Origin of the sequence: Pengzhenrongella frigida (genome assembly GCF_004168625.1) — a bacterium.
Classification (GTDB): domain Bacteria; phylum Actinomycetota; class Actinomycetes; order Actinomycetales; family Cellulomonadaceae; genus Pengzhenrongella; species Pengzhenrongella frigida.
Map to the genome: position 1 here is coordinate 1 of NZ_SDWW01000055.1, position 23,730 is coordinate 23,730.

General features: G+C 68.6%; 15 protein-coding genes. 8 read left to right on the forward strand and 7 right to left on the reverse strand.

Features of this window, described 5'->3' with window-relative positions; all coding sequences use genetic code 11:
* Positions 1-183: 183 nt before the first annotated feature.
* Positions 184-2,403: a glycogen debranching protein GlgX gene (gene glgX, locus EUA98_RS17160; protein ID WP_130103921.1), complete on the forward strand. Its 2,220-nt coding sequence runs from the start codon at positions 184-186 to the stop codon at positions 2,401-2,403.
* A gap of 40 nt (positions 2,404-2,443) precedes the next feature.
* Here the strand turns inward: glgX and glgP are convergent, their stop codons facing one another.
* The gene (gene glgP, locus EUA98_RS17165; protein ID WP_130103922.1) at positions 2,444-5,017 is read right to left on the reverse strand and encodes an alpha-glucan family phosphorylase; all 2,574 of its coding nucleotides are present in this window, start codon (positions 5,015-5,017) and stop codon (positions 2,444-2,446) included.
* Between the two features lie 135 nt (positions 5,018-5,152).
* Here glgP and EUA98_RS17170 point away from each other — a divergent pair, with 135 nt between their 5' ends.
* The 7 genes from EUA98_RS17170 (at position 5,153) to EUA98_RS17200 (ending at position 14,733) form a co-directional block, all read left to right on the forward strand.
* Complete coding sequence (locus EUA98_RS17170) at positions 5,153-7,159, forward strand: alpha-1,4-glucan--maltose-1-phosphate maltosyltransferase (protein WP_130103935.1); 2,007 nt, start codon at positions 5,153-5,155, stop codon at positions 7,157-7,159.
* A gap of 62 nt (positions 7,160-7,221) precedes the next feature.
* Positions 7,222-8,910 carry a maltose alpha-D-glucosyltransferase gene (gene treS, locus EUA98_RS17175; protein WP_242511655.1) on the forward strand — a complete coding sequence of 563 codons (1,689 nt, stop codon included), beginning with the start codon at positions 7,222-7,224 and terminating at the stop codon, positions 8,908-8,910.
* 46 nt (positions 8,911-8,956) lie between these two features.
* Positions 8,957-11,149, forward strand: coding sequence for a 1,4-alpha-glucan branching protein GlgB (glgB, locus tag EUA98_RS17180; RefSeq protein ID WP_130103924.1), 2,193 nt, complete (start codon positions 8,957-8,959; stop codon positions 11,147-11,149).
* Positions 11,150-11,408: 259 nt separating this feature from the next.
* Positions 11,409-12,185, forward strand: coding sequence for an electron transfer flavoprotein subunit beta/FixA family protein (locus EUA98_RS17185; protein ID WP_130103925.1), 777 nt, complete (start codon positions 11,409-11,411; stop codon positions 12,183-12,185).
* 30 nt (positions 12,186-12,215) lie between these two features.
* Positions 12,216-13,124, forward strand: a complete 909-nt coding sequence (locus tag EUA98_RS17190) for an electron transfer flavoprotein subunit alpha/FixB family protein (RefSeq protein ID WP_130103926.1) — start codon at positions 12,216-12,218, stop codon at positions 13,122-13,124.
* An 11-nt stretch (positions 13,125-13,135) separates the two neighbouring features.
* Positions 13,136-14,449 (forward strand): FAD-dependent oxidoreductase, encoded by a 1,314-nt coding sequence (locus EUA98_RS17195; RefSeq protein ID WP_130103927.1) that lies wholly within the window; start codon positions 13,136-13,138, stop codon positions 14,447-14,449.
* Complete coding sequence (locus tag EUA98_RS17200; protein WP_130103928.1) at positions 14,446-14,733, forward strand: ferredoxin family protein; 288 nt, start codon at positions 14,446-14,448, stop codon at positions 14,731-14,733. Before EUA98_RS17195 ends, EUA98_RS17200 begins: the two co-directional genes overlap by 4 nt.
* Before the next feature lie 202 nt (positions 14,734-14,935).
* On the opposite strand, the gene EUA98_RS17205 is transcribed toward EUA98_RS17200, so the two are convergent.
* The 6 genes from EUA98_RS17205 to EUA98_RS17230 all read right to left on the reverse strand — a co-directional run bounded on the left by EUA98_RS17205 (position 14,936) and on the right by EUA98_RS17230 (position 22,546).
* On the reverse strand, positions 14,936-15,355 hold the full coding sequence (locus EUA98_RS17205; protein ID WP_130103929.1) for a MaoC family dehydratase: 420 nt from the start codon (positions 15,353-15,355) through the stop codon (positions 14,936-14,938).
* Positions 15,356-15,476: 121 nt separating this feature from the next.
* Entirely contained in the window at positions 15,477-16,616 is a 1,140-nt protein-coding gene (locus tag EUA98_RS17210) for an acyl-CoA dehydrogenase (RefSeq protein ID WP_130103930.1), read from the reverse strand.
* 172 nt (positions 16,617-16,788) lie between these two features.
* Entirely contained in the window at positions 16,789-18,417 is a 1,629-nt protein-coding gene (locus EUA98_RS17215) for an acyl CoA:acetate/3-ketoacid CoA transferase (RefSeq protein ID WP_130103931.1), read from the reverse strand.
* A 166-nt stretch (positions 18,418-18,583) separates the two neighbouring features.
* Positions 18,584-19,978: a GntP family permease gene (locus tag EUA98_RS17220; RefSeq protein ID WP_130103932.1), complete on the reverse strand. Its 1,395-nt coding sequence runs from the start codon at positions 19,976-19,978 to the stop codon at positions 18,584-18,586.
* A 244-nt stretch (positions 19,979-20,222) separates the two neighbouring features.
* Entirely contained in the window at positions 20,223-20,969 is a 747-nt protein-coding gene (locus EUA98_RS17225; protein WP_130103933.1) for an SDR family NAD(P)-dependent oxidoreductase, read from the reverse strand.
* The gene (locus EUA98_RS17230) at positions 20,969-22,546 is read right to left on the reverse strand and encodes an acyl CoA:acetate/3-ketoacid CoA transferase (RefSeq protein WP_130103934.1); all 1,578 of its coding nucleotides are present in this window, start codon (positions 22,544-22,546) and stop codon (positions 20,969-20,971) included. The genes EUA98_RS17225 and EUA98_RS17230 overlap by 1 nt, the downstream gene beginning before the upstream one ends.
* Between the last annotated feature and the right edge of the window lie 1,184 nt (positions 22,547-23,730).

Genomic DNA, 23,730 nt, shown 5'->3' on the forward strand with positions numbered 1-23,730 from the left:
CACCCGGCCATCGGATCGCAGGCTCCGTTCGGACTGGATGTCCGGCACGTGCTTCACGCACACCACGATTCTCATCACCGAAGGAGGCTACTCGACGAGCGCGTGACGGGTCTCACGGCGTCGCGTCCGGCATATGTTCGGGTCGTGACCGTGGCGACTCCTGGGCTGCAGGAGAATGGTCCGGTGAGCCGCGCTTCGCAGATCCCCGTGACCCGTCCGATACCGCCACTCGGTGTCCACCTCACGCCCGACGGCGTCGACGTCGCCGTACTGGCCTCGCACGCGACGGGCGTCGACCTCTGCCTCCTCGACCCCGACCCGACCACGCCCACGGGCTGGCGCGAGCGCCGCGTGCCCCTGGGTGGGCCGAGCTACGGCGTCTGGCACGCCTTCGTGCCCGGCGTGGTCGCCGGTCAGCGCTACGGCTTGCGCACGTCCGGCGCCTGGGATCCCGCCCGGGGGCTGCGCCACAACCCCGCGAAGCTCCTGGTCGACCCGTACGCCCGCGGGCTGGTCGGCGAGCTCGCCTACACGCCCGAGACCTACGGGCACGTCGTGGACGAGCGCGGGTTCGGCGACATCTACGGGCCCGCCGATCCGCGGGACTCCGTCGCCCTCGTGCCGCACTCGGTCGTGGTCGACACTGCGTACCTCGGGGCGCCCGTCGTGCACCGCGAGATCCCGTGGCGCGACACCGTGATCTACGAGGCGCATGTCCGCGGTCTCACCATGACGCTTCCCGGCGTCCCGGCGGAGCTGCGCGGCACCTACGCCGGGCTGGCGCACCCCGCGACCGTGAGCCACCTGCTCTCGCTCGGGATCACGACGCTCGAGCTGCTGCCCATCCAGGCGTTCACCTCGGAACCGCACCTCATCGACAAGGAGCTCACCAACTACTGGGGGTACAACACCGCCGGCTTCTTCGCCCCGCACGCCGCCTACGCGACGGCCGCGTCCCGGGCCGCCGGCGCCGGCGCGGTTCTCGCCGAGGTCAAGGGCGCGATCGAGCTCCTCCACGAGGCCGGGCTCGAGGTGATCCTCGACGTCGTGTACAACCACACGTGCGAGGGCGGCGACGGCGGTCAGCACCTCTCGTGGCGGGGGCTGGACAACACCGTCTACTACCTGCACGACGGCGGCACCCCGGCCCGGTTCGCCGATGTCACCGGCTGCGGCAACTCCCTCGACTTCCGCCGCCCGCGGGTCATCCAGCTCACGCTCGACTCGCTGCGGTACTGGGCGAACGAGGTCGGCGTCGACGGTTTCCGCTTCGATCTCGCGGTCACCCTCGGGCGCGGCGAGGGCGGGTACGACCCCGATCACCCCTTCCTGGTCGCCCTGCAGACCGACCCCGCGATGCGGGGGCTGAAGTTCATCGCCGAGCCCTGGGACCTGGGACCGGGCGGCTGGCGGACCGGGGCGTTCCCCGCCCCGATGTCGGAGTGGAACGACCGGTACCGCGACGCCATCCGCTCGTTCTGGCTCTCCGACCCGGCCCAGGCGGCCCACGGGCTGCCCGGCAACGGCGTCGCCGAGCTCGCGACCCGGCTCGCCGGCTCCGTCGACTTCTTCGGCCACAGCGACCCCCCGTTGATGCGCGGCCCGGGTGCGTCGGTGAACTTCGTCACCGCCCATGACGGCTTCACGCTGACCGACCTGGTGTCGTACAGCCACAAGCACAACGCGGCGAACGGCGAGGACAGCCGCGACGGCACGGACGACAACCGGTCCTGGAACCACGAGATCGAGGGGCCCGTGCCTGCGGACTCGGTCGGCTGGGAGATCCTCCCGCTGCGCCAGCGCTCGCTGCGCAACCTCCTGGGAACGCTCCTGCTGTCCGCCGGGACCCCGATGATCAGCGCCGGGGACGAGCTCGGTCGCACGCAGCTGGGCAACAACAACGCGTACTGCCAGGACAACGAGATCTCGTGGCTCGACTGGAACCTGGGCGAGTCGCAGCGCAACGTGCTGGCGACCACGCGCTACCTGCTGCTCCTGCGCCGCGAGAACCCGGCACTGCGGCCGGACAGGTTCTTCCGCGGGGCGCGAGCACGGCCGGGCGATCGTCCCGACCTCGCCTGGTTCGACGCGTCGGGGTCCGCCCTCGGCCACGAGCGCTGGCACGACCCGGCGGTGCGCACGCTGCAGATGCTGCGCAGCGTGCCGGGCGACCTGCCGGACACCCCGCCGTCGGACGTGCTCGTGGTCATCAACGGCGCGCTCGACCTGATCGAGGTCGTCCTCGCCGACGAGCACCCGACGCAGTGGGAGCTCGCCTGGGACAGCACGTGGGACGAGCCCGGCGAACGCGCGGCGGCCGCGATCGGTGGGGGCCTGCACGCGGAGTCCGGCGAGATGGTGGTCCTCGAGGCGCTGTCGCTGCGGGTCTACATCGCCCGCTGACCACCGCGAACGCCGACCACCGCGAACGCCGACCACCGGTTCAGTGGGCGTTCGCGACCAGGCCGAGCTCAGCGATCGAGGCGAGCGCGGGGTGCCGGGGCACGATCCGCACCGTGTAGCCGAACGGTCCGGAGGAGTCGAGCAGCACGTCAGCGCCGAAGGAGTACCGGCCGTTCTCGTAGGACTCGTCGACCGCGAGGGGCTGCGTCCCGAACGAGGTCAGATCGTCGGACTCGGAGACCCGCCCGTGCACGACCTGGACCTCGACGTCCTGAGGCGTGAGCAAGCCCAGCGACACGATCGCGCGCACGTGCAGCGCGTCGCCGACCTGCGGCACCTCCCCCACGCCCGACTCGATGTGGTCGACGTGGACGTGGGACCACTGGCTGCGCACCTTCGCCTTCCACTCGGCGAGCTCCCGCGCCCCGGTGAAGCCGGGACCGTCCAACGCGCGGCCGGCCAGCGCCGCCGGCGCGTACATCTGCTGCACGTAGTCCGCGACCATCCGGGTCGCCTGGACCTTCGGGCCGAGCGTCGCCAGGGTGTGCCGGATCATGCCGAGCCAGGTCACCGGGAGCCCGCGGTCGTCGCGGTCGTAGAAGCGGGCCGCGACCTGGTTCTCGATCAGGTCGTACAGCGCGGCCGCCTCGAGGTCGTCGCGCCGGTCGGAGTCCTCGACGCCGTCGGCGGTCGGGATGGCCCACCCGTTCTCGCCGTCGAACCACTCGTCCCACCACCCGTCGAGGATCGACAGGTTGAGGCCGCCGTTGAGCGACGACTTCATCCCGGAGGTGCCGGACGCCTCGAGCGGGCGCAGCGGGTTGTTGAGCCACACGTCGCAGCCCGGGTACAGGGCCTGGGCCATCGCGATGTCGTAGTTCGGCAGGAAGACGATCCGGCCCCGCACGTCGCTCGAGTCCGAGAACCGGACGAGCTGCTGGATGAGGCGCTTGCCCTGCTCGTCGGCCGGGTGGGACTTGCCGGCGATGATCAGCTGGATCGGTCGGGTCGGGTGCGTGAGCAGGTCGCGCAGGCGGTCCGGGTCGCGCAGCATCAACGTGAGCCGTTTGTACGTCGGCACGCGCCGCGCGAAGCCGATGGTGAGGACCTCGGGCGAGAGCGCGTCGTCGACCCAGCCGAGCTCGGCCGGGCTCGCGCCGCGCTGACGCCAGGAGGCCCGCAGGCGGGCGCGCGCGTTGCGGACCAGCTGCGAGCGCAGGGTGTGACGCATGTCCCACAGCTCTTCGTCCGTGATCGCGTCGGTCCGCAACCAGCCTGCGCCGCTCGCCGCCTCCGCGTGCGTGAACCGCTCCGCCGCGAGGTCGATGAACCGGCGGTCGACCCAGGTCGGTGCGTGCACCCCGTTGGTGACCGAGCTGATCGGGACCTCGGACTCGTCGAACCCGGGCCAGAGCGCCCGGAACATGCCGCGGGACACCGCGCCGTGCAGCAGCGAGACACCGTTCGCCCGCCCCCCGAACCGCAGGCCCATGACGGCCATGTTGAACACGGTGGGGTCGCCGCCGTCGTAGTCCTCGGCGCCGAGCGCAAGCACCTTCTCGACCGGGACCCCGACGCGGGCGTTGTCACCGCCGAAGTAGCGCGCCACCAGGTCGCGGCCGAACCGGTCGATCCCCGCCGGGACCGGCGTGTGGGTCGTGAACACCGTCGCAGCCCGGACCGCCTCGAACGCCTCCTCGAAGGTCAGCCCCGCCGAGCTCACGAGCTCGCGGATCCGTTCGACGCCGAGGAACCCGGCATGCCCCTCGTTGGTGTGATAGACCTCCGGCTCGAGCGCCCCGGTCAGCCGCGACCAGAGCCGCAGGGCCCGCACGCCGCCGACCCCGAGCAGCAGCTCCTGCTGGAGCCGGTGCTCGCCACCGCCGCCGTAGAGGCGGTCGGTGACCTTGCGCGCCGCGTCGTCGTTCTCGGGCACGTTCGAGTCGAGCAGGAGCAACGGCACGCGGCCGACCGCCGCGGTCCACACGCGGGCGTTCAACGTGCGACCGCCGGGCAGCTCGACCGAGACGATGGACGGCGCTCCGTCCTCCTCGCGCACCAGCTTCAGCGGGAGGCCGTCGGGGTCGAGCACCGGGTAGGTCTCCACCTGCCAGCCGTCCCGCGTGAGGGACTGCTTGAAGTACCCCGCGCCGTAGAGGAGCCCGACGCCGACGATCGGCACCCCGAGGTCCGACGCGCTCTTGAGGTGGTCCCCGGCCAGGATCCCGAGGCCGCCCGAGTACTGCGGCAGCACGGAGGTGATCCCGAACTCGGGCGAGAAGTACGCGATCGCCGCCGGCAGGTCCTCAGGGTCGGCCGCCGACTGGTACCAGCGCGGGTCGTTCAGGTACCGGTGCAGGTCGTCCGACGCGGCCCGGACCAACGAGACGAAATCGACGTCGGCCGCGAGCGCCGCGAGCCGCTCCGGGCGGAGCGCGCCGAGCAGCGCGGCCGGGTCGCCCTGGACCGTCTGCCACAGGGTGGGGTCGATCGTGGCGAACAGGTCACGGGTGGGCGCGTGCCACGACCAGCGCAGATTGTGCGCGAGCTCGTCGAGATCCTCGAGCGCGACCGGCAGCAGCGTGCGAACGGTGAATCGGCGAATGGCTCTCACGCGGCCGACCCTACAAGCGCTCATCACGACCCGCCCGCGCGGGGGCAAAAGTTCGTCCGCAGGGCGGGCCTGCACGCAGCACCCACCGGGGCTCGGTAAGTTCATCGCGTGGACAGTCCCCTGCAGCCCTCCGCGATGCCCCGCGGCATCGGACGTATACCCGTGCTCGACGTCGGCCCGGTGGCCGAGGGCGGCCGGTGGCCGGCGAAAGCCGTGGTCGGCGAGGCCGTTCCGGTCCGTGCCACGGTCTTCCGGGAAGGGCACGACGCGGTGGCCGCCACCGCGGTCCTGGTCGGCCCGGACGGTCGAGATCGCACGAGTGCCCGGATGGTCGACATCGCCCCCGGCCTGGACCGGTACGAGGCGCTGCTGGTGCCCGACGAGCCCGGCGCGTGGAGCCTGCGGGTCGAGGGCTGGTCCGACCCGTACGGGACCTGGAGCCACGACGCGGCCATCAAGGTCGCCGCCGGCGTCGACGTCGAGCTCATGCTCGCCGAAGGCGCGCTGGTGCTGACCCGCGCTGCGCAGGGCACCGGGCTGCCGAAGCCGGCCGTCCAGGTCCTCCTGGACGCGGTGCACGCGCTGCGCGACCTGGCCCGTCCGGCGGACGCCCGCCTGGCGGCCGCGCTCAGCGACCGGGTGCGGGCGACGCTCGCCGCGCACCCGCTGCGCGAGTTCGTCTCGCCGTCGGCCACCTACCCGCTGGTGGTCGACCGCCCGCTCGCGCTGGCCGGGGCCTGGTACGAGATGTTCCCCCGCTCGGAGGGGGCCACGTTCGACCCCGAGCTCAAGCAGTGGCGCTCGGGCACGTTCGCGACCGCGGCGCACCGGCTGCCGGAGATCGCCGCCATGGGCTTCGACGTCGTGTACCTGACGCCGATCCACCCGATCGGCACGACGTTCCGCAAGGGTCGCAACAACTCCCTCACCCCGGCCCCCGGCGACCCCGGCTCGCCGTACGCGATCGGCTCCGCCGACGGCGGCCACGACGCGATCCACCCCGAGCTGGGCACGTTCGCGGACTTCGACGCGTTCGTCGCTGCCGCGCGGACCAACGGCCTGGAGATCGCGATCGACCTGGCCCTGCAGTGCTCGCCCGACCACCCCTGGGTGACCGAGCACCCCGCGTGGTTCACCACCCAGGCGGACGGGACGATCCGGTTCGCCGAGAACCCGCCGAAGAAGTACCAGGACATCTACCCGGTCAACTTCGACAACGACCCGGCCGGCATCTACGCCGAGGTGCGGCGCGTGGTCCAGGTCTGGATCGACCACGGCGTGACCGCGTTCCGGGTCGACAACCCGCACACCAAGCCGCTCGAGTTCTGGGAGTGGCTGCTCGCGGACGTCCGCAAGGACCACCCCGATGTGATCTTCCTGGCGGAGGCGTTCACGCGCCCGGCGATGATGCAGACCCTCGCGCGCATCGGGTTCCACCAGTCGTACACGTACTTCACGTGGCGGAACACGAAGAAGGAGCTCGCCGAGTACCTCACCGAGGTGTCCGGCGAGGACGGCTCGTTCATGCGTCCGAGCTTCTGGCCGACCACCCACGACATCCTGCCGCCCTACCTGCAGACCGGCGGGGTGGCCGCTTTCGCCATCCGCGCGGTCCTGGCGGCGACCGGCTCACCGACCTGGGGCATCTACTCGGGCTACGAGCTCGTCGAGAACGTGCCGCGGCCGGGGGTGGAGGAGCAGATCGACAACGAGAAGTACGAGTTCAAACCCCGCGACTGGGCCCGAGCCGACAGCCTCGGGATCCAGACGCTGATCACGCGCCTGAACGAGATCCGCCGCGCGCACCCGGCCCTGCAGCAGCTGCGCGACCTGCGCGTGCACCGCACGTCGGACGACGGCCTGCTCTGCTTCTCGCGGCACCTCGCTGCCGAGCACTCCCCCACCGGCCTGGCCGACACGATCGTCGTCGTGGTCAACCTCGACCCGCACACTCCTCGCGAGGGCACGGTCTTCCTCGACCTCGAGGCGCTCGGGGTGCCGGTGCACGGCGACTCGGACGGCGTGCTGTTCGCGGCGCACGACGAGCTGTCCGGCAACACCTACGCGTGGGGCAGTGCGCCATTCGTGTCCCTCGACCCGAACGTCCAGGTCGCTCACCTGATCCACGTGAGGACCCGGTGACCGAGTCAGCAGCGGCCGGACCGGGGGCCGGTTCCCCCGCGGTCCAGCTCGCGTACGGCGCGCTGCCCGCCCGCCGCCAGCCACCGGTCCCCACCGTCGGCACCCCGGGGCTCTCCGACGACCCGGACTGGTACAAGACCGCGGTCTTCTACGAGGTGATGGTCCGGGCCTTCTCGGACTCCTCGGGCGCCGGCAACGGTGACTTCCGTGGCCTGATCAACCGGCTCGACTACCTCCAGTGGCTCGGCGTCGACTGCCTGTGGCTGCCGCCGTTCTACCCCTCCCCGCTGCGCGACGGCGGCTACGACGTCTCCGACTACACCTCGATCGCCTCGCAGTACGGCTCGATCGCCGACTTCACCGAGCTCATCGACGAGGCGCACGCACGGGGGATCCGACTCGTGGTCGACCTCGTGATGAACCACACCAGCGACATGCACCCCTGGTTCCAGTCCTCGCGGTCCGACCCCGAGGGCCCCTACGGGGACTTCTACGTCTGGGGCGACGACAACACCCGCTACGGCGACGCGCGCATCATCTTCGTGGACACCGAGACGTCCAACTGGACGTTCGACCCCGTGCGCCGGCAGTTCTTCTGGCACCGCTTCTTCAGCCACCAGCCGGACCTGAACTTCGAGAACCCCCAGGTCGTCGAGGCGATGACCGACGTCGCGCGCTTCTGGCTCCGGCTCGGCGTCGACGGCTTCCGGCTCGACGCGGTGCCCTACCTGTTCGAGGCCGAGGGCACCAACTGCGAGAACCTGCCCGAGACCCACGCCTTCCTGCGCGACCTGCGCCGCGTGATCGACGACGAGTTCCCGGGCCGCATCATCCTGGCCGAGGCGAACCAGTGGCCCGAGGAGGTCGTCGAGTACTTCGGCACCGACGACGAGCCCGAGTGCCACATGTGCTTCCACTTCCCGGTGATGCCCCGGATCTTCTACGCGCTCAAGGAGCAGCGCGCCACGCACATCATCGACATCCTGGCCGACACCCCGACGATCCCCCGCAGCGGGCAGTGGAGCACGTTCCTGCGCAACCACGACGAGCTGACCCTCGAGATGGTCTCGACCGAGGAGCGCGCGTCGATGTACGGGTGGTTCGCTCCGGACCCGCGCATGCGCGCCAACGTCGGGATCCGCCGCCGCCTGGCCCCGTTGCTCGACAACTCCCGCAACGAGACCGAGCTCGCGCACGCCCTGCTGCTGTCGCTGCCCGGGAGCCCGTGCCTGTACTACGGCGACGAGATCGGGATGGGCGACAACATCTGGCTGCACGACCGCGATGCGGTCCGTACGCCGATGCAGTGGACCCCGGACCGCAACGCCGGCTTCTCCACCGCCGATCCCGGCAAGCTCTACCTCCCGGTCGTGCAGTCGCTCGTGCACAACTACACGAGCACCAACGTCGAGGTCCAGCTCGCCCAGCCGTCGTCGCTCCTGCACTGGGTGCACGGCATGCTCGCGGTCCGCCGCCAGCACCCCGCGCTCGGCAAGGGGGACTTCCAGCCCGTCTCGAGCGACAACCAGTCGGTGCTCGCGTTCGTGCGGAGCCTGCCCGAGGAATCGCTCCTGTGCATCGCGAACCTCGCCTCGACCGCGCGCGCCACGACCCTCACGCTGCCCGCGTGGGCGGGAGCGCGGCTGACCGACGTGTTCGGTGGCGCCACCTTCCCGTCGGTCGGCGCGGACGGCACGCTCACGATCACGCTCGGCACCCGCGAGTTCTTCTGGCTCACCATCGAGATCTGACCTCTCGCAGTACGGCAGCACCCACGCAGCGTGGAAAGGTAGGGCCATGGAACGCAAGCGGAGGACGACCGCCCAGAAACCGCAGACCTCCCCGGAGCTCGCCATGATCGCCGGCGGGGCGCACGGGGACCCGCACACGATCCTCGGACCTCACCTGACCGGCGCCGGCGTGACGATTCGCGCGCTGCGCCCGCTCGCCGACTCCGTCGTCGTCGTCACGGCCGACGGCGAATGGGCCGCGACCCACGTGCAGGACGGCGTCTGGGCGGCGACGCTGCGGATGACGACCGTGCCGGACTACCGCCTGCGCGTGACCTACGGCGAGAGCACCACCGTCACGGATGACCCGTACCGGTTCATGCCGAGCGTCGGCGAGATCGATCTCTACCTGATCGGCGAGGGTCGCCACGAGGAGCTGTGGACGGTCCTCGGCGCGAACCTGCGCACGTACCCGAGCATCCTCGGCGAGGTCCACGGCACGTCGTTCGCGGTCTGGGCACCCAACGCCCGCGCCGTGCAGGTCGTCGGCGACTTCAACCACTGGCAGGGCGCGACGCACGCGATGCGTTCGCTGGGCACCAGCGGGGTCTGGGAGCTGTTCGTCCCGGACGTCGGCGCCGGGGACCGCTACAAGTTCGCCGTGCTCGCCCAGGACGGCGGCTGGCGGCAGAAGGCCGACCCGCTCGCCAAGGCCGCCGAGGTCCCGCCGGCGACCGCCTCGGTCGTCGTGGAGTCCTCCCACGCCTGGCAGGACTCCACCTGGCTGACCAACCGTGCCGCGACTGACCCGCACAGCGGTCCGATGAGCATCTACGAGGTCCACCTGGGCTCGTGGCGACCGGACCTGTCCTACCGGGACCTCGCCACGGAGCTCACCGAGTACGTCGTTGCCATGGGGTTCACCCACGTGGAGCTCATGCCGGTCGCCGAGCACCCGTTCGGCGGCTCATGGGGCTATCAGGTCACCTCCTACTTCGCGCCGACCTCGCGCTACGGCCACCCGGACGACTTCCGGTTCCTCGTCGACGCCCTGCACCAGGCCGGGATCGGCGTGATCCTCGACTGGGTGCCGGCCCACTTCCCCAAGGACGAATGGGCCCTCGGCCGGTTCGACGGCACCCCGCTGTACGAGCACCCCGACCCGCAGCGCGGCGAGCAGATGGACTGGGGCACGTACGTCTTCAACTTCGGGCGGCACGAGGTGCGCAACTTCCTCGTCGCGAACGCCACCTACTGGTTCGAGGACTTCCACATCGACGGGCTCCGCGTCGACGCCGTCGCCTCGATGCTCTACCTGGACTACTCGCGCGACGCCGGCCAGTGGCAGCCCAACATCTACGGCGGACGAGAGAACCTCGAGGCGATCAGCTTCCTCCAGGAGGCCAACGCGACCGCCTACCGGCGCACCCCCGGAGTGATGCTGATCGCCGAGGAGTCCACCGCGTACCCGGGCGTCACCGCCCCGACCAGCGTCGGCGGTCTCGGGTTCGGCCTGAAGTGGAACATGGGCTGGATGAACGACACGCTGCGGTACCTGGCGGAGGAGCCCATCAACCGCCGCTACCACCACCACGAGGCGACGTTCTCGCTGGTGTACGCGTTCTCCGAGCAGTTCGTGCTGCCCCTGAGCCACGACGAGGTCGTGCATGGCAAGGGTGCGCTCGTCGCGAAGATGCCGGGCGACCGTTGGCAGCAGTTCGCCGGCGTGCGTGCGCTGCTCGCCTACCAGTGGTCGCACCCGGGCAAGCAGCTGATCTTCATGGGCTGCGAGTGGGCGCAGGGCCAGGAGTGGGCCGAGAGCCACGGGCTCGACTGGTACGAGCTCGAGTACGCCGACCACGCCGGCGTGCAGCGCGCCGTCGTCGACCTCAACACCGTCTACAAGGCTCACCCGGCACTGTGGGCCCGCGACTTCGACCCGGCCGGCTTCGAGTGGATCGACTCCAACGACGCCAACCACAACGTGCTGTCGTACCTGCGCCGCGACGACCGCGGGGGCGTCGTCGCCGTGGTCGTGAACTTCGCGGGCGTGCCCCACGAGGACTACCGCCTGGCGCTGCCGGAGGGTGGTCCGTGGCGCGAGATCCTGAACACGGACTCCGAGATCTACGGCGGTTCCGGCGTCGGGAACCTCGGGCTGGTGTACTCCGAACCGGTGCCGTGGAACGGTCGGGCGCACTCGGTGCGGCTGCGGGTCCCCCCGCTCGGTGTCCTGTACCTCGTCCCCGACCGGACCTGAGCCGGCACCTGACCAGCACGCAGATTCGGGCGGCCACGCCAGTCGCCTTTGCCTGTTGAACATTCAATATTCAACGCCCGATGCAGGCCATTGACCGATACCCCCGTATGCCTCCCCGGCATGCGGGGGTATCGCGTTGATTGCCCCAAGGTCCCAGAAAGGGGCTCCAGCGGGTGACGTAGCATGGGATTCCTCGCCGGCTAACAGATCGTCCGTGAACAGGGCTGCGCTGCGAGGCGAGAGGAGAACGATCTCTGTCATGAAAATCGTCGTCGCCTACAAATGGGCATCGAACCCGCAGGACGCAACCGTAGGTGCCCAGGGCACCGTGGACTGGAGCCGGGCCAAGCCCGGTTTCAGCGAGTACGACCCGGTGGCCGCCGAGCTGGCGCGCCGGCTCGCCGACGCCACCGGCGGTGAGGTCATCGGCCTCACGGTCGGGACCAAGCGCGTCGATGCGACCCTGGCCCGCAAGGCCGCCCTCTCCCGTGGATTCGACCGCGCGGTCATCGTCGCGGACGACTCGCTCGAGGGAGCAGGTTCCACCCAGCTCGCCGCAGTGCTCGCCGCCGCGGTGCGCCACATCGGCGATGTCGACCTGGTCATCACCGGCGACTCGTCCGTGGACGTCGGCTCGAAGATGGTCCCGACCGTGCTCGCCGGTCAGCTCGGCTGGCCCGCGGTCGCCGAGGTCATCTCGATCACCGGCCAGGCCGGCGCGCTGCGCGTCGAGCGTGCGGTCCCCACGGGCACGCAGGTGCTCGAGATCACCGGACCCGTCGTGCTCGCCGCCTCCACCGACGCCGCCGTCGCCCGGGTGCCCGGCATGAAGGACATCCTTGCCGCAGGCAAGAAGCCGGTGGAGTCCCTCGACCTCGCCGCTCTCGACATCCCGGCCGCTGCCGGTACCACGACGGTCACCGGAACCTCTCGGCCCGATCTGCTGACTCGCAAGGGTCAGATGATCGACGCGTCCGACCCCGCAGCCGCTGCCGCTGAGCTCGTCGCCGCCCTTCGCGGCGCCGGCGCGCTCTGAGATCCCGAGACAAGAGAGAAGACAACGCACATGAGCGTGAACACGTGGATCATCGTCGCGGGTGACCCGGCCATCGGGAACCTGATCGACACCGCACGTTCCCTCGGCGGATCGGTCTCGGTCGCCGTCGTCGGCCCCCGTGCCGTCGCCGACACGGTCGCCGCTGCCGGCGTCGACAAGGTCGTCTGGTTCGGCGAGCCCGGCGCGGTTCCCGCGGAGGCCTACGCCACCGTGGTCGCCGACGCCGTCGCCGCCGCCACCCCGGGCCTGGTGCTGGCCGCCAACCGCGCGAGCGACCGGGTGCTGCTCGGTGCGACCGCAGCCCGCCTGCAGGCGCCGGTTCTCGCCGCGGTGTCCTCGATCACGGCCGACGGCGCCGGCCTCGTCGCGAACTGCTCGGTCTTCGGCGGTATCGCCGAGGAGACCGTCACGGTCACCGGCCCGCTGGCGCTCCTGCTCGAGGGTGGGCCCGTTCCCGCCGCGAGCACCACCGTGCCCGTCGAGGAGCTCCCCGCCACGCCGCTGGGGATCACGGTCGTCGAGACCAAGCCCTCGTCGTTCGAGCAGGTCGACCTCGGTGCCGCGCCTCGCGTGGTCGGCATCGGTCGGGGCCTCAAGACACAGGAAGACCTCGCCCTGATCAACGCCCTCGCGGACGCCGCCAAGGCCGAGGTGGCGTGCTCACGGCCCGTCGCCGAGGGCCTCGACTGGCTCGGCAAGGACCGGTACATCGGTGTCTCGGGTGCGCACATCACGCCCGACCTGTACTTCGCGATCGGGATCTCCGGTCAGCTCCAGCACATGGTGGGCGTCCGCGGCGCCAAGACGATCGTCGCGATCAACACCGACCCGAACGCGCCGGTCTTCAAGGAGGCCGACTACTGCCTCGTCGGCGACCTCTACGCGCTCGTGCCGGCGCTGACTGCGGCCCTCAAATGACGGAGTCTGCCGTGACCGAGGCCGCAGAGCCCGACTTCGACGTCATCGTGATCGGGGCCGGCATCGCCGGCGCCATCACCGCGTACCAGCTCGCCACCCAGGGACGCTCCGTCGTCCTGATCGAGCGGGGCGAGGCGCCCGGCGCGAAGAACCTGTCCGGCGGCGTGCTGTACTGCCGCGGGATGCAGGAGGTCTTCCCCGACTTCCTCACCGAAGCCCCGGTCGAGCGACGCATCACGCGCAACTACATCAACTTCCTCAACGCCGACAGCTCGATCGGGATCGACTACAAGGACACGCGCCTGTCCGACCCGGTCAACGCGGTCACGGTGCTGCGCGCCAAGCTCGACCCGTGGCTCGCCGAGAAGTGCGAAGAGGCCGGGGTGTTCCTCATGCCCGGCGTCCGCGTGGACAAGGTCCTCACCGAGGACGGTCCCACCGGCAAGCGGGTCGTCGGCGTCAAGGCCGGCGACGACGAGCTGCGGGCCCACGTGGTCGTCGCTGCGGACGGCGTGAACTCGTTCATCTCGCAGGAGGTGGGGCTCCGCACGAAGGAGCCGCTGAACCACCTGGCGATCGGCGTCAAGTGCGTCGTCAACCTGCCGCGCGAGACCATCGAGGCGCGCTTCAGCGTCACCGGTGACGAGGGTGCCGCCTTCGCCATCGTCGGCGACTGCACGCAGGGCATCGGTGGTGGCGGTTTCATGTACACCAACACCGAGTCGATCTCCGTCGGCGTCGTGCTTCGGCTCGACGACCTCACCGCCAAGAATAAGTCGACGACCGACATCCTCGACTACTTCCTGGCCCACCCGTTCATCGCCCCCTACCTCGAGGGCGGCGAGGTCGTCGAGTACGGCTGCCACCTCGTGGCCGAGGGCGGGCTCGCCATGCTCGGGGAGATCTCGATGGACGGCCTCGTCGTCGTCGGGGACGCCGCCGGACTCACCCTGAACACCGGTCTCACGGTGCGCGGGATGGACCTGGCCGTGGCCTCCGGGGTTGCTGCCGCCAAGGGCATCGGTGCGGCGCTGGACAGCAAGGACACGTCCAAGGTCGGCCTCGCCGGGTACCGCGAGGCGCTGTTCGCCTCCTACGCCGGCAAGGACATGGAGACCTACGCCAAGGCTCCGGCCTTCCTCGAGACCGAGCGCATGTACAAGGAATACGGTGAGCTCATCGGGAACGTCCTGTACGGCGTCTTCAATCTCGACAACTCGCCTCGCGAGCACCTCCTGAAGGTTGCCATGAAGGCGTTCAAGAAGTCACCAGTGAAGATCAAGCACCTCATCAAAGACGGCCTTGCGGGGGTACGAGCACTGTGAAACCACTTTCTGTCCCGGAACGTCTCGCCCGGAACCGCTTCGAGCTCGATGAGGAAGAGAGCCACATCGAGGTCAACCAGGAGGTCGTCAAGGCCACCGGGTGCGGCCGCGCCATCGTCGCCTGCTGCTCGGCCCACGTCTACACCGAAGAGGCCGACGGCTCGCTCTCCGTGGAGTACGCCGCCTGCCTCGAGTGCGGCACGTGCCTTGCGGTGGCCGCACCCGGCGCCCTGAAGTGGCACTACCCGCGCGGCGGGTTCGGCATCCAGTTCCGTGAGGGCTGAGCACCGAGCTCCAGCGCTCTGATCCACCGCACTGCAGAACGGCCCGGTACCCCTCGTGGGTGCCGGGCCGTTCTGCGTGGTGATCGGTGCTGGGTTCCAGAGACACGAAAGCGGCGGCAGGACCGTCTGAGGTCCTACCGCCGCTCTGCGCTCCTGCGCCCGATCACGTCCGGGCGCAGGAGCGCATCTGTTCGAACCAGCCCTACAGGCCGACCTTCTTGATGACAGCCGTTCCATCGATGACGACGACGCCGTCCTGGTTGGTCACGACCGTCTTCAGCTTGAGGATCCGCTTGTCGTCACGCTTCTCGGCGACGGTCACCGTCGCGGTCGCCGTGTCGCCGATCTTGACCGGGGCCTTGAACGACAGCTCCTGGCCGAGGTAGATCGAGTTCGGCCCAGGCAGCTGCGTGCCGAGCACCGCGGAGATGAGCCCGGAGACGAGCATGCCGTGGGCGATGCGCTCCTTGAACATGGACTCGCGGGCGTACTCGGCGTTGATGTGCACCGGGTTGAAGTCGCCGGTCAGGCCGGCGTACGTCACGACGTCACCCTCGGTGATCGTCTTGGAGAACGACGCCGTGTCGCCTACCTTGATGTCGGCAAAAACCAGTTCTTCCATCGGAACTTGCACTCCCTCATCGGTCTGGACAAACGTGGGAAATCCGCCTCGCCCGCGTGTGCGGGCGAGGCGACTGCGCGCGCGGTGAACCGTGCGAGCAGTGAAACCGCGCGAGCGGCGATCAGCGAAGCGCGCCACCCGCGATGACCATGCGCTGGACCTCGGACGTGCCCTCGTAGATCTCGCAGATCTTGGCGTCGCGGTACGCGCGCTCGACCGGGTAGCTCTCGGTGTAGCCCACCCCGCCGTGGATCTGGATGGCCTTGCCGGCAACCCGGGTGGCGACCTCGGAGGCGAAGAGCTTCGCGATCGCGGCCTCACGCGTGTAGGACAGGCCGGCATCCTTGCGCCAGGCCGCCTGGTAGACGAGCAGCCGGGCTGCCTCGACCTCGGTGACCATGTCGGCGATCATCCACTGGATGGCCTGGAGACGGGCGATCGGCTTGCCGAACTGCACGCGCTCCTTGGCGTAGGCGACCGACGCGTCGATCGCACCCTGCGCGATCCCGAGCGCCTGGGCGGCGATGCCGATGCGGCCGCCGTCGAGGGTCATCATCGCGATCTTGAAGCCCTTGCCCTCCTGGCCGAGCAGGGCGTCCTTCGGGACCCGGCAGTTGGAGAAGTACAGCGGCGTCGTGCTGGACGCCCGGATCCCCATCTTGTGCTCGCGCTCGCCGACGGTGAAGCCCGGGAGGTCCTTGTCGATGATGAAGGCGCTGATGCCCTTGGTCCCGGCGGCCTGGTCCGTCATGGCCGTGACGATGTAGACGTCGGCGAACCCACCGTTGGTGATGAAGGTCTTCGTCCCGTTCAGGACGTAGGAGTCTCCGTCGAGCACGGCCGTGGTCGTGCCCGCGGCGGCGTCGGTGCCGGCGCCGGGCTCGGTGAGGGCGAAGGCACCCAGCGAGGCACCCGAGGCGAGGTCCGTGACGTACTTCTTCTTCTGCAGGTCGGACCCGAAGGCGAAGATCGGCCACGTGCACAGCGAGCTGTGGGCCGAGACGATCACGGAGGTGCTGGCACAGGCGCGGGCGAGCTCCTCGAGCACGATGATGTAGCTGACGTTGTCGGCGCCCGCGCCACCCAGCTCCTCGGGGAACGGAACACCCAGCAGGTTGAGCTCGGCCAGCTTCGGGATCAGCTCGGCCGGGAAGCGGTGGTTGCGGTCGATCTCGGCGGCGATCGGAGCGACCTCGGCCGCCACGAACTCCTTGACCATTCCCTGAATGAGGAGCTGCTCTTCACTGAGTTCGAAATTCATTCTTCATTCCTCCGAAAGACTCGTCATCCCGGATTCGGGATGCACTTCCATGGGTGAAACTCTTGCGGACCGCCGTCCGGTGCACACAGGTGCCATGCTCCGAACCGACTACCCGTGGGGATCGCGCTGATTCCAGGCTACCGCTCACGACCCGGGCGGATCTGGGACCCGATCACGCGACGGCATCGAGGTCGAACGGCTCCGTGGGGTCGTCGTCGTCGCCCTCGTCCGATGCGTCACCGGGGACGGCTGCGGACAAGTACATGGCCTGGTCAGCGAAGATGCGGGAATCCATGATCTGCAATGTCGGCGAGATGATCGGCTCGAAATCCATCTGCGCGAGGATGTCTCGCTCGAGGTCGATCCCGGGGGCGATCTCCGTGAGCACGACGCCCGCGGCGGAAAGCTCGAAGACGGCCCGCTCGGTGATGTACAGGACCGGCTGTCCCACGCTCTGCGCATACTCGCCGGAGAAGGTGATCTGCTCGACCTGCTTCACGAGCTTCTTGACCTTGCCCTCCTTCACGATGGTGACCCGTCCCTCGGCCACGTCGATCGTGAGGCCCGCAGCGGTCAGCGTCCCGCAGAAGATGACCTTCTTCGAGTTCTGCGTGATGTTGATGAACCCGCCGCAGCCCGCGATGCGCGGACCGAACTTGCTCACGTTGATGTTGCCCGAGCCGTCCATCTGGGCCAGCCCGAGGAACGCGGCATCGACTCCGCCACCATCGTAGAAGTCGAACTGGTAGGGCTGGTCGAGCAGGGCCTCGACGTTCGTCGACGCGCCGAAGTTGATGCCGCTCGCGGGGATCCCGCCGACTCCACCGGCCTCGACCGTCAGCGTGATCTGATCGGCGGTTCCCTCCTCGTTGGCCACCATGGCGACACCCTCGGGCATGCCGATCCCGAGGTTGACGACGTCACCGGCGTTGAGCTCGAACGACGCGCGACGCGCGATGATCTTCCGGGCGTCCATCGGCATCGGGTCGAGACCGTCCACCGGGACGCGAACCTCGCCGGAGAACGAGGGGTCGTAGAACTCCACGAACGTCTGCCACTGCTGCTCGGGCTTGACCAGCACGACGGCGTCGACCAAGATCCCCGGGACCTTGACCAGCTTCGGGTCGAGCGAACCGGCCGAGACGATCCGCTGGACCTGGGCGATCACGATGCCGCCCGAGTTGTGGGCCGCCTGCGCCATCGAGAGGCTCTCGACCGAGACCGCCTCCCGTTCCATGCTGAGGTTGCCCTTCTCGTCGGCCGAGGTCGCCCGGATGATCGCGACGTCGATCTTGAAGCCCTTGTAGAACAGGCACTCCTGCCCACCGAGCTCGATCAGCTCGACCATGTCCTCGGTGGTGACGGCGTTGAGCTTGCCGCCCTCGACCCGCGGGTCGACGAAGGTCTTGAGCCCGACCTTCGAGACGGTCCCCGGCTTGCCCGCCGCGATGTCTCGCATCAGCTGGGCCAGGGTGCCCTGCGGAAAGTTGTAGGCCTCGATCTTGTTGTCGACGGCCAGCTGACCCAGCTTCGGCGCGAGGTTCCAGTGCCCGCCGATGACCCGGCGCACCAGGCCCTCGTGGCCGAAGTGGTTGGTGCCCATCGTCTTGCCGTCGCCGATGCCGGCGCAGAAGACCAGTGACAGGTCGCGCGGGTGACCCTGCGCCAGGAACGCGGTCTCGACCGCCTCGGTGATCACCTCGGCGTGGGCGGCTCCGGCAAATCCGGTGACTCCGACGCAGGCGCCGTCAGGGATCATCTCGACGGCTTCTTGGACGGTGACTACTTTGACCTTGATCATGGTTCCTCGTCTTTGCTGCTTCACGATGTGGGTGCTGCTGACCGTGCTGTTCTGCAGGAGCGCGCGGGGCTGCCCTCAGATGCGAAAAGGGGGAGCGGAACCAGGCGGAACGTCCCTGGCCCCGCTCCCCCTCTCATCGCGCTGTCGCTACAGATTCCTCGTCGACTCAGACGAAGTTGAAGATCGCCTGCAGCGGGATCAGGATGAGCACCGTCGAGGTCTTCAGCAACGTGATCGCGAAGATGTCCTTGTAGGACTGCTTGTGCGTCAGGCCGGCGATCCCCAGCAGCGTGATGACCGCACCGTTGTGGGGCAGCGTGTCCATCCCACCCGAGGCCATCGAGGCGACCCGGTGGAGGAGCTCGGGCGAGAGGTTCGCCCGGTCGGCCCACGCCAGGTACTCCGCACCGAAGGTGTCGAGCGCGATGCTCATGCCGCCCGAGGCCGAACCGGTGACGCCGGCGAGCACGTTGACGGTGATGGCCTCGGAGTAGAGCGGGCTGCCGCCGGCGTTGATGCCGGTCAGCGCCTGAGCGATCGACTGGAAGCCGGGCAGCGTCTTGATGACGTTACCGAAGCCGACCTCAGAGGCCGTGTTCATCACAGCGAGCAGGGACCCGATCGCGCCGAGGTTGATCGCCTTGGCGACGTTCCCCTTGATGCGGCGCGGGTTGATGACGAAGGCGATGATGATCCCGACGACGAGGGCGATCATGAGCGCCCAGTTGTTCATCGTGCCGACGACGCCGCCCTCGATCATGTTGTACGGCTCCGCCGTGACCATGTCGACGATGTCCCAGCGCGGGAACACGAACTTCTGCAGCACGAGCGTGAGCACGAGGACCGACACGAGCGGGACGGCGGCGAGCAAGGCGTTGGGCAGGTTGCGGTCTTCGACGACCTCGGGCTCGTTCTTGTGCCCGACGCCGTAGCCCTCGCCCTTGGCCTGGGCGCTCTTCTTGCGCCATTCGAGGTAGAACATCCCGACGGTGAGGATGATGATCGCACCCAGGGTTCCGAACACCGGCGCCGCGTAGAGGTCCGTGTTGAAGAACTTCATCGGGATGGAGTTCTGGATCTGAGGCGTGCCCGGCAGGGCGTCCATCGTGAAGGTGAAGGCACCGAGCGCGATCGTGGCGGGCACGAGCCGCTTGGGGATGTCCGCCTCCTTGAAGATCGAGGCAGCGAACGGGTACACGGCGAAGGCCACCACGAAGAGGCTGACGCCACCGTAGGTGAGGATCGCGGCCGAGAGCACGACCGAGAGCATGGCGCGCTTGGCGCCCAGCTTCGCGACGATCGCCCGCGCGATCGCCTTGGCAGCGCCGGACTCCTCCATGACCTTGCCGAAGACGGCACCGAGCAGGAAGAAGGGGAAGTACACCTTGATGTAGTTCGCCATGTTCGGCAGGAAGATCTCCGTGTACGTCGGCAGGATCGACATGCCGGAGAACACCGCTGCCAAGATCGCCAGGACGGGCGCGAAGAAGATCACCGAGAAGCCTCGATAGGCCATGAACATCAAGAGCCCAAGGCTCAAGAGAATACCCAATACTCCCATAACAGGAACACCTCCGAAAGAATACAACGATTGTTATCTACCTAGGTCGAGCACGTGAGGATCTATCGTTCGATCACCCGAGCCGCACCTCGCCCGTCACCGCTGCCAGCGTGACGAGTTGCTTCATGTGGGTGTTCCTGCTTTCGGTTGAGGGGGCGACACCCCACCCGCGCGCGCGACCAAGGGCTCGGCGAGCGGGTGGCGGCGGTGGTGGACTGCCGGGAAAGGGAAGGGGAACCGTGGCCTAGATGAAGCTGCCACCGTTGATATCGAGCACGGCACCGGTGATGTAGGCCGACGCGTCGGAGGCGAGGAACAGGGCGGCGTCCGCCAGCTCCTTCGGCTCCGCGAAGCGGCCCATCGGGATCGAGGCGATGAGCGCTGTGAGCTGGTCCTCGGGGTACTTGTTCATCATGTCGGTGTTGACGTAGCCCGGGGCGAGCGCGTTGCACGTGATGCCCTTGGACACGTTCTCCACCGCGGTGATCTTCGTGAGCCCGACGAGGCCGGTCTTCGACGTCCCGTAGTAGCCGGTGCCGAAGATGCCGACGCGACCGGTCAGGGACGACATGTTCACGATGCGCCCGTAGCCCTGCGCACGCATGGACGGCAGCACCGCCTTGGTGCAGATGAACGGACCCGTGAGGTTGACCGCCATGACGGCGTCCCAGTTCGCGAGGCTGCCCTTGTGCAGCAGGCCGTCCCGGTTGATCCCCGCGTTGTTGACGAGGATGTCGACGCGGCCGAATCGTGCTCGGACGGCCTCGACCATCGCGTCGACCTCGTCTTCCTTGGTGACGTCCGCAAGGAACAGCTCGGCGTCGACACCCGCCGCACGGAGCTCGGCGAGCGTCGCCAGGGCCTTCGCCTCATTGAACGGAACATCATTGATCGCGATCTTCGCGCCCTCGCCCGCGAACGTCTGGGCGATGGCCTTGCCAATTCCCTGGCCGCTTCCGGTGATGAGAGCGACTCTGTTCTCGATCTTCACTAGGCTGCACTTCCTTCATTGAAGCTCGCACCGCTACTCATCGCCCCTTGCCGGAACAACGAGGAATCCATGACCTTCAGGGTGCTCGAGATGGCTGGGCGGAAGGCCATCAGGCTCAAGATGTCCTTTTCCAGCTCGACACCGGGAGCGATCTCCTCGAGCACGAGCCCCTCGTCACCGAGGCGGAAGACAGCCCGCTCCGTCACGTACAGGACGCGCTGCCCCTTCTTGCGGGCATAGCTCCCGCTGAACGTCACGTGCTCGACGTCGAGCATGAACTTGGAGATCTTGCCCTCTTGCTCGATCACCAGGGCCTCGTCCTCTATCGCGACCTTGAGGCCGCCGGCGGTGAAGGTGCCCGAGAACACCAGGGTCTTCGCCGTCTGCGAGATGTTGATGAAGCCACCGGCACCGGCGATCCGGGTGCCGAACTTGCTGACGTTCACGTTTCCGTGCCGGTCGAGCTGCGCCATACCGAGGATGGCGATGTCCAGCCCGCCGCCGTCGTAGAAGTCGAACTGGTAGGGCGCGTCGAGGATGCAGTCCGGGTTGAACGCCGCACCGAAGCTCAGCCCACCGGCGGGGACCCCGCCGATCGGCCCGGACTCGACCGTCAGGACGAACTGGTCGAGCACACCCTCCTCGGCCGCCACGGCTGCGACCCCCTCCGGCACCCCGATCCCCAGGTTCACGATCGCGTTCTCCGCGACCTCCATGAGGGCCCGGCGGGCGATGATCTTCCGCGCGTCGAGCGGGATCGGTGCCAGCTCGTCGAGCGGCAGCCGGATCTCGCCGCTGTAGGAGGGGTTGTACTGCTCACCGAAGCTCTGCATGTGGAACTCCGCGCGGCTTGCGACCACGACCGCGTCGACGAGGATCCCGGGGATCTTGACGTCACGCGCGTTGATGTTTCCGACCTGGACGATCCGCTCGACCTGGACGATCACGATCCCGCCACTGTTCTTGGCGGCCTGCGCCACCGACAACCCCTCGAGGGTGCCCGCCTCCCGCTCGAACGAGATGTTGCCGTCCTCGTCCGCAGAGGTGCCGCGAATGAACGCGACGTTGATCGGGAACGAGCGGTACAGGAGGTACTCCTCACCACCGACGCTCGTGAGCTCCACCAGGTCCTCGGTGGTGATCTCGTTGAGCTTCCCGCCCCCATTGCGCGGGTCGACGAAGGTCTCGAGCCCGATGTGGGTGAGCGAACCCGGTCGCCCCGCCGCGATGTCACGGAACAGGTGGCTGATCACGCCCTGCGGCAGGTTGTAGGCCTCGATCTGGTTCGCCACGGCCATCGCGCCGAGCTTCGGAGCGAGATTCCAGTGGCCGCCCACGACCCGCTTCAAGAGACCCTCGTGCGCGAGGTGGTTGAGGCCACGCTCCTTCGAGTCACCCTGACCCGCCGCGTAGACCAGGGACAAGTTGGCCGGGGTACCCGTCTCGAGGAAGCGGCTCTCGAGGGCCGCTGTGAGCTCCTCGGGGTGCCCGATCCCCACGAAGCCGTCAATCGCAACCATGTCGCCGTCTCGAACGAGCGCGACCGCCTCGCCTGCGGTCAGGACTGCCTTCTTCATTGCGTGTTCCTCTGTCTTTGGCCGAGGTCGTCGGCGCGCGCGCCGGTTGACCTCGCGGAACTGGCGTCAGTTCCGTTCGGTAGAACGTCGAGTTGTCTGCATGGCGGCACAGCAGTGCCCTTCAACGGGCAGGGAATCAGCTGTTCGCTCGGTGCTTGAGTCGGAAGTTTGCTTGGCACGACTGCAACGGGGCCAATTTCCCGATAGGGCTGCGGAGCTACTTCAGTTCGTACTCACATCGAAACGTTCTCGATCGCCGGGAAATCCCGGCGAGCGCCAAGGAGATGGCTCTCGTCCTTCTGTTCGTTCAGAAGATGGTTCACGACAGAAACGTTTGACAGTCCACGCCTGCTCAATTTCACGCACGACGCACGACAGCCCATGTGAGCATCCGAAGAGATGCTCGATACGACACTTCCTTCGAGTCCGGGACCACCCATCACTTCACGATGGTCCGACCCGTTCCACGTCCGAACAGCGCTGTTCTTCCGCGTATCAATTCTCTTGCGCTTGATTTCGATGAACCAGGACGTTGGTCCTGGTCAATCGACCCTTGAATCGATGCATCGCACCAAGCCGAGCCACGGTTGAGAAACCAACCAGGCAATGAATCTCGCGTCGCGCCACTGTGCCGGAAGACCGCCGAGCTCGACGGGATCCGCCCCAAGCCGCAGGTGGTGCCGGGATCGGTGCGACGAACGTCGTATCCGACCCGAATCGACGCCCCAACCGAACCAGCAGCGCCGACTTACCTAATGAGAGTACCACTGCGGAGTATGTCAAACGTCACTAGGAGATCAAATCCGCCCAAGCCGCCTCGGTGGGGTCGCGGCGCGTCCGCAGCGGGCTCGAGAAGCGCCCGCCGGGGACTTCTGTCCCAGGCCACGCTGCCAGCCCATCGCCTCAAGGAGGACCCCGACGACGTCGACCGGCAGCCGCGGGCCGGCCGAACGTGCCAAGCAAGGGACACCGATCGTGGCGGGTCACGACGAGCTGAACAACGACGAGATGGAGAACAGGCCGGGGCAGATGCCCGCCCGGTCGTCCCCTTCAGAGACAGAGACCAATCCCAGGCGGTCCAGCTCGCGCAGGCCCCGCGAGGGCCGAGCAGGCCGCGTACTGGGCGGCAGGCGTGCGGGTGCCGGGCCGCCGGGCCGCCGGGCCGCCGGGCCGCCGGGCCGCCG